The organism is Pigmentibacter ruber (genome assembly GCF_009792895.1).
GTDB lineage: Bacteria > Bdellovibrionota_B > Oligoflexia > Silvanigrellales > Silvanigrellaceae > Silvanigrella > Silvanigrella rubra.
Genome location: NZ_WSSC01000003.1, coordinates 85,713 through 103,023, shown reverse-complemented (window position 1 = coordinate 103,023; position 17,311 = coordinate 85,713). Strand labels below are relative to the sequence as shown.

Sequence of the window (17,311 nt, the reverse complement as noted above, 5' to 3'; positions counted from 1 at the left end):
TAAATCTTCTTTACAATTTGCTAGTTTTTTATTGAGGTGCAATTATTGCTCAAAGTTTTCAGGCTTTAATGAGTGAATGTTTTCACCTAATTCTTTTAAATTGATAGCAAGGGAACTCGTTTGTTTTTGAAGTTCTAAAAGCTGTTCGCGCATCAATCTTTGAATAACTGACATGCGATTCGCTTGATTGCCAGCTTTGGCCAATTCTGAATCTATAAGCTCTTGAAATTTAAATGCTTCTTCTCTTTTTTCTACGGAAAGAGAATCAAAGTAAGCTTTTCTATTAGCAAGGGCTTTTAACAGCGCGTTATTATGTAAATTTATAAAATTATTATCTTTTTTCAATGATTTCTCCTATATCTACTAAGTTCCTTAGAATGTAGGTTATTTAATTATGCACTAAATTTAAGCATTGATCTAGATAAAATTTTAGAATTTTAAAAATTATTTAGAATTATTACAGTATTATTAAAATAATAGAATAATAGTTTGTTCTGAAATGAAATGTATTTCAATTCAAAGAAATAAATGGAATGTTTATTTATATTATTAATCTGAAAATATTAATAAAGTTACTTTAGAAGTAATTGCAAAATTAAAATAACATACCAAAAATAATTATTTAAAATTATTGACAAAATATAAAAATATAATAACATCACTTTGATTTTAGTTATAAATAGATATAAAAAATTTAATAATTATTAATTTTTTTCTATTCATATTAAGATCGTTCTTATTCTTCAATTTTTGTTTAAAATAATTCAAATAAAATAGGATTCAATATGAAAAAAATTTCTTTCATATCTTGTTTTTCTCTGACCAATATTTTACTAATCAATCTTAATGCTTTTTCATCTGAATCTCACGATTTTGTTTCTCAAATTGTTGATCAGAATATAATTAAACAATACGTTCAACAATTTAAACCAGATCAAGATAATATCAATCAAAGTTGCAAAATTGCGAGTTCACAATCAAAAGAATTTTTGCAAGGAATAAAATTACAAAATTCGAAGTTCAAGATTACAAAAGAAGAAGAAGCATGTTTAGATAAGAAATATTTTTTTACAAAATGGGGAAGGGAAAATGTAGTTGCTTATTGTGATGTAAAAGCAAAAAGAGAGTTTTTTTCTGAATGTTTCTTAAACTTAAAGTCTGGAAGCGAGTTTGTCTTTTATGCTCAATTAATTCTTGATTCAAGAGATAGAAAAGCTCATTTTTTTGGGGATGAAATAGATATTAATTCTTTTGAAATAACAAATAAATATGTATTTGAAAGAAATAATATGAAAGTAAGTTACAATATGAAATATTCAATCAACGAAAGTGGAGGCTTAGAATTACATTTATATGATAGAAATACGGATAACTTCCTTTATACTCAAACTTTCAAGCAGATGAAATAATTATTTTTTCCTTCTATATTGAAAACCACTTAGCATAGATTGCGCAATTGGAATTTTATCTTTTACTTCAGTATAAATTAGCATAAAAATGTGAATAATAATAAAAATTATTAAAATATAGTAGATAATTTCATGACTCTTTTTCATAACTTTGTCGAGAAGCGATTTTTCATTGGTAAACGTTAAAAAGTTCAACAATGGACCTATACTTAAAACTTTAGCTGCTAAGTATAATCCAGTTACTGCTTGAATAAGTAAAAGTAAATAAATCTTTAAATAGGCCAGACTTCCGAGTATATCATGTCCCCACTCTTCCCTTTTTAAAAGTTTAATATTTTTTGTTTTTATAACTTTAAGGTATAACTTTGGATGAAACATATTAAAAAATCTTGCATGTTTTGAGCCAATAATTCCCCATATAATTCTTAAAATAATACCAAATATTAATGAATATCCAATATATGTATGAAAACTATACAATACTTCTTTCCAATTATCTATTGGTTTAAGTAATGGTTTAAACCAAATTGTTAGCATTAAGCAAAATATGGACAAAGCATTCCACCAATGCAGAAATATTAAAACATAGTCATAAATTTTTCGTCTTTCATATTTTTCTAGTTCTAAGCTTCTTTTTAAATTTTCTGACATAATTTCACTCCTTAAAATATATTAATTTAATATTCTTCAGTTACTGTTATCTTTGTCAAATTATCTATGTCATTATTTTTCTTTTAATATTAATTCGCTTCTAGCATGCTAGTTTATTGTTTTATTTGTAATTAAACTTGATTTTTTTTATTTTCCAGTATTTAAAAGAAAAATTCATTGAAAATAAATTTTAGTGAATAATTGACAAAATATTCTTTGGTACAATATAAAACTAATATTCTGGTGTTGTTATGAAAAAAACAAAATTGAAAATCATTGAAGCTGCAACAAATCTTTTCATTCAAAAAGGATTTTCAGGCGCTTCAATTAGTGAAATTGCTAAAGAAGCAGGAGTCAACCAAAGTTTAATTTATCATCATGTAGGAAATAAACTTGAACTATGGAAAACAGTAAAAAAACACCTTATAAATGTAAACCTAGATAATTCAGTTAAAAATAATTTTAAAATTAATTCACTGATTGATTTTGTGAGTATAATTGTTATTAATAGAATCAATTTTTATAATAAAGACCCTAGGATCAAAAGACTAATACAATGGCAACAGTTAGAAGAAAATCAAGAAATATTTTTAATAGAAAGTAATATGTCACCACATTTATGGATTAAAGCAATAGCTAAACTGCAAGATATTGGTGAAATTTCATCTAAATATTCTGCCGAATTTTATGGCTTTATTATTTATAGTTTAGTTAATTCATTAATTTTTGATAGTTACAATGTTATAAAGAAAGATATAAAAAAGAATAACGATTACATTAACAATATAATTGAAGTAATTATTCAAATTTTAAGATCTAAGTAGAGTTTGATTTTTTTACATACAATGTTTTTTCAACTTTTGTAACAAGTTCACCAACTTCATCAAAAATAAATATTTCTTTGTTAAAAATATATTTTTTCTTAAGGTCACAATTATACTTTATTTCATCAATTTCATCTTTTGTGAACTCAAAATGAGCTTTCACCTTTCCTTTAGCTGGCTTAATAAACTCAATCTTAGCTGATTTATCCCAAATTATATAATTAGTGCCTAAGTTTTTAATTAACATTAGCATATAAAAAGGATCTGTCATTGCAAAAAGAGACCCACCAAAATGAGTGCCTACAAAATTCTTATTGTACCAGGTAAGATCCATTTCGACTTCAAGTTTTAATATGTCTGTACTGACATTTGTAACTTTAATGCCAGCTCCTAAATATGGAGGCCAAAAACGGAGTAGTTTAAATAATTTTTCGGGAGGTATTTTTTCTTTAAGTAAATCAATAATGCTCAATTTTTTTTCCTTTATATCATGGAGTTGAATTTTACTATACCATGCTAATCGTTTTTAGTGTAAGAAGAAAGAGAGGTACTGATTTTTTTAAATTATTTTGTATTTGAAAAAATTTGACTATTTTTTGGTAATATATTTATTTGTTTTAGGAGAGATATGAAAAAAATAATTTTTCTTTTATCTTTAAGTTATTCTTCTATTTTTGCAGCTGATTTGACAAAATACTGTGAGAATTCAACTGTAAATAAGTGTGTCACACCTTATGGAGAAAAACTAGGATCTAATAATGGTGTTAGTGCATTTTCAAATTGTCGGTCTGAATGTGTAAAACCAATACCTAATTCCTTAAAAAAAGAAAATGATAAAGAGGTATACACAGGAATTAAATGGCAATGCGTTGAGTATGCAAGGCGATGGTGGATAACCCAAAAAAATATTACTTTTGGATCAGTAGATACTGCAAATGAAATTTTTGATCTTACATCAGCAGAAAATTTAAAGACAGGAAAGAAAGTTAAACTCATTAAAACTCAAAATGGCGAAAGTCTAGTTCCAAAAGAAGGTGATTTATTAATTTATAAAAAATCTGTAAAAGATGAAACTCTTCCCTATGGACACGTAGCAGTTATAGTAAATGTTAATGTTTCTGACGGTTATGTTGATATAGCTGAAGCTAATTATTCTAATTCTGTTTGGGAAGAAAAAGAAAAGTATTCAAGAAGATTAGCTTTAGTTTCTAAAGATAATAAATACGTTATTTATGATGTAAATTATAAGGATTACAAACAAGAAGATACAAGCAATAAAAATAGTATGATATTAGGTTGGGTTAGAGCTGATTTCTAAATCTAATGGAATAATAAAGATAAATTCGACATATTGATTTTCATTGCTAATTTTTTTAGATTCACACCATATTTTACCATTATGAAGTTCTATAATATTTTTTGAAATATAGAGTCCTAAGCCATTTCCTTCTCTTTTATTACTGGTATAGTATAAATCAAATATTTTACTAATTATATCTTCTTTAATATAGCTATTTTCATTTTTTATTCTGAATTCAATAAAATTTTTATTATTGATAAAGATTTTATCAATTAGTATATTTATTGTACCTGAACCTTTCATTGCTTCAATGGCATTATGTATAATATTTCTAATTACTCTTATAATTCTATATTTATCTATATTTATTTTCTCAGAAAAATTGCATATGGGAATAAAATTTATATTTTTGTGGTTGAGTGTACATTTAATTTCTTCAACAACAATATTCATAATTTCTATTGGATCTTCTTTAGTTAATTCAAGAGTAATTTTTTTTCCAAGATCTAATGTATCATTTATTAATGACTCTACAGATATAATTGCTTCTTTTATTATTGGCATAGTCTCTAAAAATATTTTCTGCTTTGTGTTATTATCAATTTCAGATGTTAATATTTGATTTAGATTTTTCAGTAAAGAAAATGGTTTGCGTACATCATGGGCAAAAATTTTTGAAGTATTAGATAAATATTTAGATATTTTCAATTCGTTTGCGTAGTTATTGTTTTTTTCTATAATTTTTGTTATTTCTTTTGTAGTCTTGAATAAATAATCATATATTATATTTATTTCATAAATTTTATAGCTTTTCTTGTTCAAAAAATTGTGAAAGACTATATTGTTATTCTTATCAATTTTGATTTGAGTTACTATATCTTCTAAAGGTTTTTTAATATTCTTAGTTATTATGATAATTATGACTAAAAACAGTATGATTATTATGAAAGAGCTTAAAGCTATTGTAAGCAGAATTTTCTTACTTAATACATTATTACCTTTTATGTATATATTTGATGCTGGACTTATCATTTCTGTATTTGTATTGATACATGATATTTCATAAAATTTACATTTTATGAATTCCTTACTTACTATTATATTTTCTAAATTATAAAGCTTAATTATTTTTTTTATAGTAAAATCAAGACTCTTTTTATTTCCAAGAAGAATTTCATTAGATAAAACTCTTATAATTCTGGGTGATATTGCTTCAATTTTTTCCTTTTCAATTTGAATTAGGTGAGAAACAACTATAATTAAAGAATTTATAAAAATTATTAATGATATTATTAACACTATTGTAACTAAACTTTTTATTTTCATTAATTCTTAATTAGTTCTTTAAAAGTTATTTTTCTGTTATAGAGCTCAAATAATCCATAACCTACTTGCGTTTGGAAATAATTTCTATTAAGATTCTTAGTTAAATTATTAAACTCAATTTTATTTTTCGGCTTTTTGAGGCATAGAAAATTCTTTATTTTTTCCATAGAATTCTTAAAATAAATTGCTTCATCAGGTGGGTATAATGTTTTTCTATTCCAATCTAATTCCAAATTTGACATGTTAAATATTTTTAACGTATCCTTTTTTTCTGGGCCTAGTCTAATAAAAGATACTTTTTGGTTTTCTGAAATTGGATAATGGGGGCCAAGATTTAGAGCATCGCCAAATCCGTCATTTGCTATAAATTTTATTGAATTAAACTCTGTTTTACTTAGTGAAGAAACTATTTTTCCTCCTAAAGCTGAGTAAGTAGATAATAAAATACTTTTAATTTGTTTTGTTTTTAATAATTCTACTAAGTAATTTTGCTTAAATAAAATTTCGTCAGTTTCGTATTCAAACTCAGGCTTGCCGGCAAATTTTTCGTAATTAGTTTTAAAATCTCGACAATAGGTGCATGTTATATCAGTAATTATAGCATACTTACCTTTGAATTCTGGATTTAGTCCAATAGTTTTATATGTTACTTCTGCTAATTTTGAGGCGGCTGGATACATAGTAAAATATGGCCAAGATAATTCAAATACATCTTTAGAGTTAGCCATCCCACTCAGCATTAGAGTAGCTTTTATAACTGATGAAGCATTTAAAAATTGATCACTTTTACTTGGCCCCAGGATAATCCAAACATCATCGTTCGAAATATTTTTAGCCTCTTTTTTCAAACTTGTTACATCTTCATGTGCAAAATAGTTAAAGCTTATTTTTGGATTATAGCCACATCTATTTAGTTCATTAGAAAATTGTCCTAAAATATAGAATAACGTAACTTCAAAACTGTTCTTATAAATACTTGAATCTTGCATATCCTCTGTTTGAAAAGGTTGTAATGCAGCAATTTTAAATTCAATTTTTTCTTTACCATATACTAAATTATTAAAAAGTATTACCACTAACATTTTTGTAATTTGAGATATAATTTTGCTCTTCATTTAATAAACTTCTTAACGTGTTGATAAAAATTTCTGGTTCCTCAAAGTGAGGATAATGTGATGATGCGTAACATCTAATAATATTATTTTTAATTTCAGGAAAAGTTGTTGTTCCATTCATTAATACATCATGAAAACCTATGATATATTTTCCTATTTGGCTTAGGTGAATAGGGTCATAATTTCCTAAATTAAACTTTTCATCATGTAATGATTCAACAATTTTAAAATAAACCTCATCATCATCCTGAACTTTACTATTACTATTTATTTTGTTCCACCATGTTTGCACTTTAGGATTAGCCCAATAAAAATCTTGTCTAGCTATCTGTCTGCTACTCAGGCAATTAAAAAATTTTCTTATTTTTGGAGATAGTAAATAAGGTTCTGTCTCATTATTAGAGATTAATTTTAATGCAGCCTCATATTCTTTAGGTTGTGTATTTTTAAGGATTTGCAAGTCTAGAAAAAGAGAAGTATTAAAGGCATCATTAGGGTATAAATTTGTACCAACTAGTAAATAAAATACTTTAATCGAAGGATTTTTCCAAAGAGTATCATAAACTAAACGGGCGCCATAGCTATGTCCAAATACAACATCAATTTTTTCTAGATTAAAAATTTTTGGTAAATCTAGAATCAGATGTATTAAATCGTCTATGTTTTTAGAGTGTGAAAGTTCTTTTAAATCTTGCGAGCTGTTCTCGGAACGGCCTGAGCCCCTTTGATCATAGGTAATAAAAGCAAACATAGAATTTTTTAATTGGGGAAAATGTTGAATTCCACATTCAAAATCATATGAATGACTACCAGGGCCTCCATGAACATACAATACTGTTTTTCCATTCCAGAATTCAGGGATATGCAAACAAACATATAGCCCATTGTACTTTGTTACTTTTGTCTTCAATTTAAAAACTTCCTTGATTGTAAATTAACGACATATATTTTATGAATTTGTTATTGGTAGACTACTGCTAGCAAATAAAAGTCACTATATCTCTACAAGAAAAATTAATATTGTTCAAGTTTTGTATTGTTTATTTATAAAAGTTACCAAAATTTAATATTTAATAAAAATCATCATTAATGTTTATTTTATGATTTTATTTTTCTTAAGATTTTTTTTAGTTTGAATTTAAGTGAAAATTTTTAAGTACTTCTTTTAATTTATTAATTTCACGAATTGTTAATACAATTTCATTATTTTCAACTGTTCCACCGCAGGCGAGAGAAGTTTTAAGTTTTGAGCAAAGTAGTTTTAGACTTTCCGGATTACTAGCTTCAGGATCGCTGAAGTTAAATAATATGGCTACTGGTTTTCCAGCCCTCCCTTTTGTTTCAGTTCTTATCTTTAGTTTACCTTGAATAGAATTGGGCTGTTTTTTTTCTTCTTTGATTTCACATTTCTTTAAATTTACTGGTGACTCCTGCCCTACAGAAGCGATGTTTCCGCTCCATTCCAATTTGATAGGTTTGGTCTTCTTTTTTTCTGTCATAAAATTAACCTTTTTTAATTTGTTCTAACTTAAAGCATTCATTTTTCTTTTCAAAAGTGCTATCTGCATGTACAACAGACCATCTTCTTTATCGCTCTTCCCTTAAAGCACTTTTGGGACAGAATGATAAACTATTTTATAAACATTTTGGAGTTAAAATATGTCAGTTAATCCTTGGCACCCATGGCATTCTGTCAGCGTTGGTGAAAAAGTCCCTTCAATTGTTACAGCAATTATTGAAATTCCTCGTGGGTCAAAAAATAAGTATGAAATTGATGCTGATTCTGGTCTTTTGTTTCTAGACAGAGTTCTTTCAAGTCCAATGTTTTACCCTATTAATTATGGTTTTATTCCTCAAACATACTGTGACGACGGAGATCCTCTTGATGTCATGGTAGTTGGCCAAGATCCTGTACACCCTCTTAGCATGATGGATGCTCGAGTAATCGGCTGTTTAAAAATGATTGATGGTGGTGATGCTGATGATAAAATTCTTGCCGTTCACGCCGATGACCCTCAATTTAAACACATCACAGATATCAAGCAGTTGGAAGAAATCAATCCACATTATTTAAAAGAAATAGAACAATTCTTTAAAACTTATAAATTACTTGAAAATAAAAAAGTTGAAATTGTAGGATGGCAAGGTAAAGAAGAAGCTGAAAAGGTTATCAAAGAATCTATAGATTTTTATAATAGAAATAAAGATATGTTAAAGAAATAATTTTTTTAAAAATTCTTAGCAGATCCTCTATATTTTAAAAAATCTTTGTAATAAGTATATTACAAAGATTTTTTCCTTTTTGTTGACTAATAACTTTCATGTCAAGATGATACGTTTCAGAAATTTAACCTTAAACCGAGGGTAACTAAATGACATCTGAAGAAAAGTTAAAATTAACTCCACTTTATGAAGAGCACATAGCTCTTGGTGCAAGAATGGTTCCATTCGCTGGTTGGTCTATGCCAGTGCAATATTCTGGATTAGTAGATGAGCATAAATGCGTCAGAAATGCTGTTGGTCTTTTTGATGTAAGTCATATGGGAGAGATCAACGTTATTGGAAGAGGTGCATTAGATTTTCTCCAGTTTATTACATTAAATGATTTGTCGCAATTAAAGATAGGACAAGCTCAATATAATGCTTTTTGTACTGAAAATGGAACCGTCATTGATGATATCATTATTTATAAAAGAGGACTTGATTCTTATTTTATCTGTGTCAACGCGAGTAATATTGAAAAAGATTTTGGTTGGTTAAAAGAAAATTGCCCCAAACAGGGGGTATTAATAGAAAATTTGAGTGATGATTATGCACAAATCGCTGTGCAAGGGCCAAAAAGTAGAGAATTAATTGCTAAAGTTGTAGACGTAAAAATACATGATTTAGCTTATTATCATTTTGCAGAAGGAAAAGTTTTAGGTGTTCCCTCAATTATTGCAAGAACAGGATACACAGGTGAATTAGGATATGAATTATATGTTCCAGCTGCATCAGCAGCTAAAGTATGGAAAGCATTGCTACAAGTAGGGAGTGAATTTGGCGTAAAACCATGTGGCCTTGGAGCAAGAGATACGCTTCGTTTAGAATGCGGATATCTACTCTATGGAAATGATATGGATCAAACAAAAACAGCATTGGAATGTGGTTTGAGTTGGATCACAAAATTTGATAAACCAGAGTTTATCGGAAAAAAAACTTTACTAATGCAGAAAGAATCCGGAACTAAAGTCAAGTTAGTTGCATTTGAAATGCAAGATAAAGCAGTCGGAAGACATGGCTATAAAGTATTTTCAGCTGCTGAGAATGGTACTGAAATAGGTTTAATTACAAGCGGTAGTCCTTCACCAACGTTATCTAAAAATATTGGAATGGCATATGTAAACTCTGAATATGCAAAAATTGGAAGCAATATTTGGATCGAAGTACGAGGAGATAAAAAGCCAGCTATCGTGGTAAAAAAACCATTTTATGTGCATGGAAGTGCACAAGGTTAATTAAATTTACTTTTTGAAAGGAATACGTATGTCTTATCCTGAAGAACTAAAATATACTAAAGAACATGAATGGATCAAAATTGAAGGTAATAAAGCTTCGATTGGAGTTACAAAATTTGCAATTGAGCAATTAGGTGATGTTGTTTATTTGGAGTTACCTAAAGTTGGAGCAACGTTTAATGCAAATGATGCATTTGGAACAATTGAGTCCACAAAAACAGTAAGTGAACTTTATACTCCAACTTCTTGCACAGTAACAGAAATAAATTCACAAATTGTGGATAAACCTGAAAGTTTAGCAACAGATGCTTACAATAATGGTTGGTTAATTAAAGTTGAAATAAAAAATCCTCCAACTAATTTATTAAGTGCAAAAGAATATGAAAAATATATATCTGGAAAAGATTAAAAATTAAAATACAAATGGCGGGTTTTAAGACCCGTCTTTTTTTTTCACAAGGATGAAATATGTTAAAGCATCGTTTACTTCCAACAACAGAAAATGATAGAAATAATATTTTAAAAATTTGTGGAGTGGATAATTTTGAAGACTTACTCAAAGGGATACCTAAAGATATTCAATTCAAAAATAAATTAAATATTGGAGATGGATTATCTGAATTAGAATTAAAAAGACAATTATCAAAGATATTGAGCTCCTCGCGCGAAAAATTAAATGGTTTAAGTTTTTTAGGAGCAGGTGTTTACGACCACTTCATTCCTGCGGTTGTTAATCAATTAACGTTACGAGGAGAATTTTTAACTTCGTATACACCCTATCAACCCGAATTTTCGCAAGGAACTTTGCAAGCTTTATTTGAATATCAAAGCATGGTTGCAGAAATTTTTGGTATGGAAATATCAAATGCCTCGCATTATGATGGGGCAACAAGTATGGCTGAAGCAGCTTTAATGGCCTTAAGAATTAAAGCAGATAGAAAAAGAATTTTAGTTTCAGCTGGAGTGCACCCAGAATATATTGAAGTTTTAAAAACATATTTAACAAATTTAAGTGTTGAAGTTTCTATTGTACCTTTGAATGATGATGGTAAAACATCAACACAAGCTTTAGATTCTCTTTTAGGAGAAGATGTTGCTTTGTTTATTGCGCAAAGTCCTAATTTTTTTGGTTGCATTGAAGATATGGAATTATTATCCGAAAAAACGCAAGCAAAAAAAGCATTATTTTCCGCTAATGTAACAGAGCCATTAAGTCTAGCCCTACTTAAAATCCCTGGTGAGTATCATGCGGATATTGCAACAGGTGAAGGACAAAGTTTTGGATTGCCCCAAAGTTTTGGAGGGCCTTATGTGGGCTTATTTACAACTAAACTAGAGCATGTGAGACAAATGCCCGGTCGACTTTGTGGTGAAACTGTAGATAGTCAAGGTAGAAAAAGTTTTACTTTAACTTTAAGTACACGTGAACAACATATCAGAAGAGAAAAAGCAACTTCAAATATTTGTACAAATCAAAATTTATGCGCTTTATGGGCTACTATCTGGTTGTCATTAGTAGGTAAAGAAGGTTTTATTGAAATAGCTGAACAAAATCTTTCTAAAGCAGAATATGCAAAATCAGAAATATTAAAAACAAATAAGGCAAAGTTAAAATATCAAAAATCAAGTACCTTCAATGAATTTACAATTGAATTAAAAACGAATACTTTAGATTTTATACAAAAATGCATGCAGAGTAATATTGCACCAGGAATTCCATTGCAAAGATTTTTCAAAGAAGATAAAAACTCATTATTAATTGCTATTACCGAGAAAAAAACAAAAGATGATATAGATCAGCTTGTTGATTTAATCAAAAAATATGGATGAGGATAATATTCAAAATGAATTATTTACAAAAAACTACAGGACATAATATAGTTTTAGAAGAAGAAGTGATTTTTGAAAAATCTCGTAAAGGTGGATATGGCATTGGTTTGCCTAAATTAGATGTTCCAAAAATAGATTATAAATCCTTATACAATAAAGTAACAAGAAAAAATAAAGCGAGACTTCCTGAATTGTCTGAACCTGAAATTGTGCGGCATTTTACTCGTTTATCAACTTGGAATTATGCAATTGATTTAGGAATATATCCTTTAGGTTCTTGTACAATGAAGCATAATCCAAGATTAAATGAAGAGGTAGCAAGAAGCGCATCTATATGTGAACTGCATCCTTATGATCCTATTGAATGGTCACAGGGGCATCTGCAAATTATGCATGAATTACAGGAAGATTTAAAAGAAATAACAGGAATGCCAGCTGTATCTCTACAGCCAAGTGCAGGTGCGCAAGGTGAATTTACAGGATTATTATTAATTTCTGCTTACCATCGAAATAAGGGAAAACACAAGAAAACAATAATTACAGCTGATACTTCGCATGGAACAAATCCTGCTAGTGCTGCATTAGCTGGTTATAATATTGTCCAAATTCAGACCGGAAGTGATGGATCTGTTTCTTTAGATTCCGTACAAGCTGTCTTAAATGATGACGTAGCCGCAATGATGATTACAAATCCAAATACGTTAGGAATATTTGAAAAAAATATAAAAGATATCGCAAAAATTTTGCATGATAGAGATGCGTTACTTTATATCGATGGCGCAAATATGAATGCTGTTCTTGGTTTAAGTCGACCGGGAGATTACGGGGCAGATGTTATTCAATTTAATTTACATAAGACCTTTACAACTCCGCATGGAGGTGGTGGTCCAGGGAGTGGTCCAATTGCAGTAAGTGCAAAACTAGAGCCTTTTTTACCAATTCCAAGAGTCGAATTGCAGGATGGAAGTTATAATCTAAATTATAATTTTTCAAAAACGATTGGCAGAGTAAAAGCATTTTATGGAAATTATGGAATGTTTATCAGAGCTTGGTGCTATATCAAAGCGTTAGGTTGGGAAGGGTTAAAAAATGTTAGCGAGAATGCTATTCTTAATGCTAATTATATTAAATCAAAATTAAAAGATGTACTAAATATTCCTGTAGATGGAAATCATTTACATGAAATTGTTTTTAATGATAAAAATCAAAAGGAAGCTGGTTGGGATACAACAAAAATAGCAAAAGCTTTAATAGACTATGGCATGCATCCACCAACAGTGCATTTCCCACTATGTGTAAAAAATGCTCTCATGGTTGAACCAACTGAAACAGAAAGTATTGATGAGTTAGATAGATTTATTTATGCAATTAAAGAAGTAGTTTCTCTGCAAGATTCTTCACAAACATATCCAAAAAAAGCTTTTCGTGAAAAAGTTGATGAAGTCAAAGCTGCACGCGAATTAAAATTAACTTATAAGTTTAAAGAGTAAAAATATATGTTAAATTTCGAACTATTTAATCCAGTAAAAATTATTTTTGGCAAAGATACCATTGGTAATTTACCTTCTTTATTACAAAATAAAGAAAAAATATTATTTGCATATGGTGGTGGTTCAATAAAAAAAAATGGTGTATACGATCAAATTAAACAAGCCTTAATTCATAAAGATGTATATGAATTTTCTGGAATTGAAGTAAATCCTGAATATGAAACACTGATGAAAGCTGTTGAGTTATGTAAAAAATGTAGAATAGATTTTATCTTAGCAGTTGGTGGAGGTTCTGTAATAGATGGTTGCAAGTTTATTGCAAATGCAGCAAAATATAAAAAAAATGATCCTTGGGAGTTAGTAATAGGAGCACAAAGTGAAAAGGCTATCCCCCTAGGTTGCGTGTTAACTTTACCAGCAACCGGTTCAGAGATGAATGGTTTTAGTGTTATTTCAAGAAGAAGTATGAACGCTAAAAAAGGTTTTTTCTCACCACATTCTTACCCAGAATTTTCTATACTTGATCCTTCTGTTACCTTTTCTTTGCCAGATAGACAAATTATTAATGGAATAATTGATCCTTTTGTCCATGTAACAGAGCAGTATTTAACTTATAAAATAAATTCTCCATTACAAAACAGACAAAGTGAAGCTATATTAAAAACATTGATTGAAGAAGGTCCAAAAGCAATAAAAAGAAAAGAAGATTATAATAATAGAGCTAATATTATGTGGTGTGCAACACAAGCTCTAAATGGAACAATCGGAAAGGGTGTACCACAAGATTGGGCAACGCATGAAATAGGGCATGAAATAACAGCTTTATATGGATTGGATCATGCACAGACTCTTGCCGTTATACTGCCTGCTTTATTGCAAAATGAATATGACTACAAAAAAGAAAAATTAATTGATTTTGGGAAAAATGTATTCTCACTAAACTATAACTCTGAAGCAAAAATAGCAAAAACAGCAATTAATAAAACAGAGAAATTTTTTAGGTCATTAGGTGCAAAAACTAGACTTTCTGAATACAAAATTCCTAAAAAAGAATTAAAACATATTGCAAAAAAAGTTATGGAAACAAGTAAAGGCGTAAAATTGGGTGAAAATTCAAGAATTGGTGAAAATGAAATACTAGAAATTCTTGAGATTGCTTGGCCTAGCTATAAGTAATTCATATAGGAAATATATTATATAAAAAAAGTTATATAACTTGGAAATATAACTTTTTTAAGTTAAATAACCTGTTTGATTTTAAAAACACTTGTTGAAGGAGTCAGAAGTGAATCAAAACATTTGGCATAAAATGCAAGATTTTGAAGATATTAAATTAGAGAGAACTGAAGATGGTATTGCAAAAATAACAATTAATCGTCCACATGTGCGGAATGCATTTAGACCAGAAACAGTAAATGAATTATTAAAAGCTTTTGAAGTATGTAGAGATCATCCAAAAATTGGAGTGGTTATTTTAACTGGTGAAGGGAAAGAGGCATTTTGTTCAGGTGGAGATCAAAAAGTTCGTGGCCATGGAGGTTATGTCGGTCAAGATGGTTTACCAAGATTAAACATTTTGGATGTGCAAAAATCAATTCGATCAATGCCTAAACCAGTTGTAGCTATGGTTGCTGGTTATGCGATAGGTGGAGGGCACGTCCTTCATGTTGTTTGTGATCTAACTATTGCAGGAGATAACGCAAGATTTGGGCAAACAGGTCCAAAAGTTGGCTCGTTTGATGGTGGATTGGGTAGTAGTTATTTGGCTAGGATTGTAGGGCAAAAAAAAGCCCGCGAAATTTGGTATCTTTGTCGTCAATATAATGCACAACAAGCGTTAGAAATGGGTCTTGTAAATCATGTTGTGCCTGTAGATGAATTAGAAGAAGAGACTTTAAAATGGTGTAGAGAAATGATGCAACATTCTCCACTTGCTTTACGTTGTCTAAAAGCAGCATTAAATGCTGATTGTGACGGGCAAATTGGACTACTTGATTTTGCAGGAAATGCAACACTATTATATTATCTTAGTGAAGAAGCAAAAGAAGGAAAAAATGCCTTTATAGAAAAACGTAAACCTAATTTTGATAAATTTGATAGATTTCCTTGAGGTATCATGTCTGAAGCTTTGATTACAAAACAAGGAGTTTATCCTTGGCTGCTTGCTGCTCGTCCTAAAACATTATCAGCGGCAGTTACTCCTATTCTAATTTCAACAATATTATCTTATCATTATTCTCTAATAGGGAATTATAAAAATATTATTTTTCTAAGTTTGTTAGCTTTATTTTCTGCTATATTCATTCAAATTGGAACTAACTTAATTAACGATGCTTTGGATTTTAAAAAAGGCGCTGATAATGAAAACAGGTTAGGTCCTAAGCGGGTCACTCAAAGTGGATTATTGACAGCTAAGCAAGTCATGATGGGCGGATTTTTAAGTTTTTTAATTTCTGTTTTAATTGCTATTCCTTTGGTTATGCATTCTGGTTTGCCAATAATTATCATTGGATTTGTTTCGTTATTATTTGGCTATTTATACACAGGTGGACCTTATCCTCTTGCGTATAAAGGATTAGGTGAAATATTCGTTATTTTCTTTTTTGGATTAGTTGCTGTAGGTGGAGTATTTTATTTACAAACAGGATTTTTAAATACTGCTGCTTTGATAGCAGGTTTAGAAGTAGGTTTACTTGCAACTGTTCTTATCTCTATTAATAATTATCGAGATTATTTAGAAGATAGAAAAGTTAGCAAAATGACTTTAGCTGCAAGATTTGGTGCTCGCTTTGCAAAATATGAAATATTATTTTTGTATATCTCTACTTATACTATTCATCTTTATTGGTTTATGGAAATAAATTTTTGGACTGCTTTTTTACCTTTTCTTACTTTACCTTTAGCTATTAAAATTGTTAAAGAGGTATTTCAGCAAGAACCATCAAGTATATTTAATAAATATTTAGGAATGTCTGCATTATTGCAATTAATATTTGGAATATTATTTAGCATAGGCATTTTAATAGGGTAGATTTTTGTGTGCACTCTCTTTCTATTTATAAATCATTTTGAGTCTTTTCCTATTTTATTGATTTCAAATAGAGATGAATATCGTAAGCGGAAAGCAAGAATGATTAATGGATGGAACCAAACTATGACTGTATATGGAAATACTGTCTTTGGTCCTAGGGATGATTCAAAAGGAGGCACATGGTTTGCTTGTCAAAATATAGCTAAGCCAAGATGGGCAATAATAACAAATATTAGAGATTTAAGTTCCTTTAAAGATAATCTCCAATCGAGAGGGGAAATAATACCTCATTTTTTGAATTCAACGTTAAATTGTGTAGAATATGTTAATTATTTAAAGGATAAGAAAAGTAATTATAATTATTTTAATCTTATTTTTTCTGATTCAGAAACAATTTACTATTATAATAGCAAAGAAAATTCAGCAAAAAAAATAGGAGATATTGCTGATAAAGAAAAATATATTTATGGCTTAAGTAATGGCAGTCTTGATGAAAAGTGGCCTAAAGTAGAAGAAAATAAAGCAAAATTTTTCTCTTATACCAACTCTTTTCAGAAGAATAAAAAATCTATTGAAGAGCTTTGGAATTATTTTAAGAATGAAATGATGAATTCAAAAAAGTATGATATAAAATTATTACCCAAAACGGGTGTTTCGCAAGAAAAAGAAATCTTTCTTTCATCTTTATTTATTCCTGGTAGTGAATATGGCACAAGAACAACTATTTTATTTGCAATTTCTCAGGATCAAGGTTTAAATTTTTGTGAACAAACTTATAACTATAATGCTCAAGTAGACGAAGAAAAAATAATCACAGCAAAGTTTTATAGATAATCTA

19 protein-coding genes are annotated in these 17,311 nt (G+C 28.9%); 12 read left to right on the top strand and 7 right to left on the bottom strand.

All coding sequences use genetic code 11. The annotated features are described in order from the left end of the window. Window positions 1-42 precede the first annotated feature (42 nt). Window positions 43-345: a hypothetical protein gene (locus GOY08_RS09465; RefSeq protein WP_158998668.1), complete on the bottom strand. Its 303-nt coding sequence runs from the start codon at window positions 343-345 to the stop codon at window positions 43-45. Between the two features lie 440 nt (window positions 346-785). Here GOY08_RS09465 and GOY08_RS09460 point away from each other — a divergent pair, with 440 nt between their 5' ends. Continuing rightward, window positions 786-1,409: a hypothetical protein gene (locus GOY08_RS09460; protein WP_158998667.1), complete on the top strand. Its 624-nt coding sequence runs from the start codon at window positions 786-788 to the stop codon at window positions 1,407-1,409. Here the strand turns inward: GOY08_RS09460 and GOY08_RS09455 are convergent, their stop codons facing one another. Further along, the gene (locus GOY08_RS09455) at window positions 1,410-2,060 is read right to left on the bottom strand and encodes a cytochrome b/b6 domain-containing protein (RefSeq protein ID WP_158998666.1); all 651 of its coding nucleotides are present in this window, start codon (window positions 2,058-2,060) and stop codon (window positions 1,410-1,412) included. A gap of 251 nt (window positions 2,061-2,311) precedes the next feature. Here GOY08_RS09455 and GOY08_RS15635 point away from each other — a divergent pair, with 251 nt between their 5' ends. Beyond that, complete coding sequence (locus tag GOY08_RS15635) at window positions 2,312-2,884, top strand: TetR/AcrR family transcriptional regulator (protein ID WP_158998665.1); 573 nt, start codon at window positions 2,312-2,314, stop codon at window positions 2,882-2,884. On the opposite strand, the gene GOY08_RS09445 is transcribed toward GOY08_RS15635, so the two are convergent. Beyond that, window positions 2,877-3,356, bottom strand: coding sequence for a DUF4442 domain-containing protein (locus GOY08_RS09445; protein WP_202914047.1), 480 nt, complete (start codon window positions 3,354-3,356; stop codon window positions 2,877-2,879). The two genes, GOY08_RS15635 and GOY08_RS09445, sit on opposite strands and share 8 nt — an antisense overlap. Before the next feature lie 156 nt (window positions 3,357-3,512). Between GOY08_RS09445 and GOY08_RS09440 the strand changes: the two genes are divergently transcribed. Then, window positions 3,513-4,202 (top strand): CHAP domain-containing protein, encoded by a 690-nt coding sequence (locus GOY08_RS09440; protein ID WP_158998664.1) that lies wholly within the window; start codon window positions 3,513-3,515, stop codon window positions 4,200-4,202. On the opposite strand, the gene GOY08_RS09435 is transcribed toward GOY08_RS09440, so the two are convergent. From GOY08_RS09435 to GOY08_RS09420, 4 genes are all read right to left on the bottom strand, one after another. After that, on the bottom strand, window positions 4,176-5,510 hold the full coding sequence (locus GOY08_RS09435) for a sensor histidine kinase (protein WP_158998663.1): 1,335 nt from the start codon (window positions 5,508-5,510) through the stop codon (window positions 4,176-4,178). The genes GOY08_RS09440 and GOY08_RS09435 overlap by 27 nt on opposite strands. Continuing rightward, window positions 5,510-6,625 (bottom strand): type 1 periplasmic-binding domain-containing protein, encoded by a 1,116-nt coding sequence (locus GOY08_RS09430; protein ID WP_158998662.1) that lies wholly within the window; start codon window positions 6,623-6,625, stop codon window positions 5,510-5,512. Before GOY08_RS09430 ends, GOY08_RS09435 begins: the two co-directional genes overlap by 1 nt. Beyond that, complete coding sequence (locus GOY08_RS09425) at window positions 6,570-7,535, bottom strand: alpha/beta fold hydrolase (RefSeq protein ID WP_158998661.1); 966 nt, start codon at window positions 7,533-7,535, stop codon at window positions 6,570-6,572. The genes GOY08_RS09430 and GOY08_RS09425 overlap by 56 nt, the downstream gene beginning before the upstream one ends. A 217-nt stretch (window positions 7,536-7,752) precedes the next feature. Then, a complete protein-coding gene (locus tag GOY08_RS09420; RefSeq protein ID WP_158998660.1) occupies window positions 7,753-8,124 on the bottom strand; it encodes a translation initiation factor in 372 nt (123 codons plus the stop codon). 160 nt (window positions 8,125-8,284) lie between these two features. Between GOY08_RS09420 and GOY08_RS09415 the strand changes: the two genes are divergently transcribed. The 9 genes from GOY08_RS09415 to GOY08_RS09375 all read left to right on the top strand — a co-directional run bounded on the left by GOY08_RS09415 (window position 8,285) and on the right by GOY08_RS09375 (window position 17,307). Then, the gene (locus GOY08_RS09415; RefSeq protein ID WP_158998659.1) at window positions 8,285-8,848 is read left to right on the top strand and encodes an inorganic diphosphatase; all 564 of its coding nucleotides are present in this window, start codon (window positions 8,285-8,287) and stop codon (window positions 8,846-8,848) included. A gap of 149 nt (window positions 8,849-8,997) precedes the next feature. After that, window positions 8,998-10,122, top strand: coding sequence for a glycine cleavage system aminomethyltransferase GcvT (gene gcvT / locus GOY08_RS09410; protein WP_158998658.1), 1,125 nt, complete (start codon window positions 8,998-9,000; stop codon window positions 10,120-10,122). 28 nt (window positions 10,123-10,150) lie between these two features. Next, window positions 10,151-10,531 carry a glycine cleavage system protein GcvH gene (gene gcvH / locus GOY08_RS09405; RefSeq protein ID WP_158998657.1) on the top strand — a complete coding sequence of 127 codons (381 nt, stop codon included), beginning with the start codon at window positions 10,151-10,153 and terminating at the stop codon, window positions 10,529-10,531. Window positions 10,532-10,590: 59 nt separating this feature from the next. After that, a complete protein-coding gene (gene gcvPA, locus GOY08_RS09400) occupies window positions 10,591-11,952 on the top strand; it encodes an aminomethyl-transferring glycine dehydrogenase subunit GcvPA (protein ID WP_158998656.1) in 1,362 nt (453 codons plus the stop codon). A 14-nt stretch (window positions 11,953-11,966) separates the two neighbouring features. Further along, entirely contained in the window at window positions 11,967-13,442 is a 1,476-nt protein-coding gene (gene gcvPB / locus GOY08_RS09395) for an aminomethyl-transferring glycine dehydrogenase subunit GcvPB (RefSeq protein ID WP_158998655.1), read from the top strand. 6 nt (window positions 13,443-13,448) lie between these two features. Then, window positions 13,449-14,618 carry an iron-containing alcohol dehydrogenase gene (locus GOY08_RS09390; protein WP_158998654.1) on the top strand — a complete coding sequence of 390 codons (1,170 nt, stop codon included), beginning with the start codon at window positions 13,449-13,451 and terminating at the stop codon, window positions 14,616-14,618. Between the two features lie 109 nt (window positions 14,619-14,727). Next, the gene (gene menB / locus GOY08_RS09385) at window positions 14,728-15,552 is read left to right on the top strand and encodes a 1,4-dihydroxy-2-naphthoyl-CoA synthase (RefSeq protein ID WP_235899668.1); all 825 of its coding nucleotides are present in this window, start codon (window positions 14,728-14,730) and stop codon (window positions 15,550-15,552) included. Window positions 15,553-15,558: 6 nt separating this feature from the next. After that, entirely contained in the window at window positions 15,559-16,473 is a 915-nt protein-coding gene (gene menA, locus GOY08_RS09380; RefSeq protein ID WP_158998653.1) for a 1,4-dihydroxy-2-naphthoate octaprenyltransferase, read from the top strand. A gap of 6 nt (window positions 16,474-16,479) precedes the next feature. Continuing rightward, window positions 16,480-17,307, top strand: coding sequence for an NRDE family protein (locus GOY08_RS09375; RefSeq protein WP_158998652.1), 828 nt, complete (start codon window positions 16,480-16,482; stop codon window positions 17,305-17,307). Window positions 17,308-17,311: the final 4 nt, after the last annotated feature.

Coding starts and splice junctions, on each gene's coding strand:
- GOY08_RS09455 (WP_158998666.1), bottom strand. CDS start 2,060: ATGTCAGAAAATTTAAAAAGAAGCTTAGAACTAGAAAAATATGAAAGA.
- GOY08_RS09435 (WP_158998663.1), bottom strand. CDS start 5,510: ATGAAAATAAAAAGTTTAGTTACAATAGTGTTAATAATATCATTAATA.
- GOY08_RS09390 (WP_158998654.1), top strand. CDS start 13,449: ATGTTAAATTTCGAACTATTTAATCCAGTAAAAATTATTTTTGGCAAA.
- gcvPB (WP_158998655.1), top strand. CDS start 11,967: ATGAATTATTTACAAAAAACTACAGGACATAATATAGTTTTAGAAGAA.
- GOY08_RS09460 (WP_158998667.1), top strand. CDS start 786: ATGAAAAAAATTTCTTTCATATCTTGTTTTTCTCTGACCAATATTTTA.
- gcvPA (WP_158998656.1), top strand. CDS start 10,591: ATGTTAAAGCATCGTTTACTTCCAACAACAGAAAATGATAGAAATAAT.
- GOY08_RS09430 (WP_158998662.1), bottom strand. CDS start 6,625: ATGAAGAGCAAAATTATATCTCAAATTACAAAAATGTTAGTGGTAATA.
- GOY08_RS15635 (WP_158998665.1), top strand. CDS start 2,312: ATGAAAAAAACAAAATTGAAAATCATTGAAGCTGCAACAAATCTTTTC.
- GOY08_RS09415 (WP_158998659.1), top strand. CDS start 8,285: ATGTCAGTTAATCCTTGGCACCCATGGCATTCTGTCAGCGTTGGTGAA.
- menA (WP_158998653.1), top strand. CDS start 15,559: ATGTCTGAAGCTTTGATTACAAAACAAGGAGTTTATCCTTGGCTGCTT.
- gcvH (WP_158998657.1), top strand. CDS start 10,151: ATGTCTTATCCTGAAGAACTAAAATATACTAAAGAACATGAATGGATC.
- GOY08_RS09420 (WP_158998660.1), bottom strand. CDS start 8,124: ATGACAGAAAAAAAGAAGACCAAACCTATCAAATTGGAATGGAGCGGA.
- GOY08_RS09440 (WP_158998664.1), top strand. CDS start 3,513: ATGAAAAAAATAATTTTTCTTTTATCTTTAAGTTATTCTTCTATTTTT.
- gcvT (WP_158998658.1), top strand. CDS start 8,998: ATGACATCTGAAGAAAAGTTAAAATTAACTCCACTTTATGAAGAGCAC.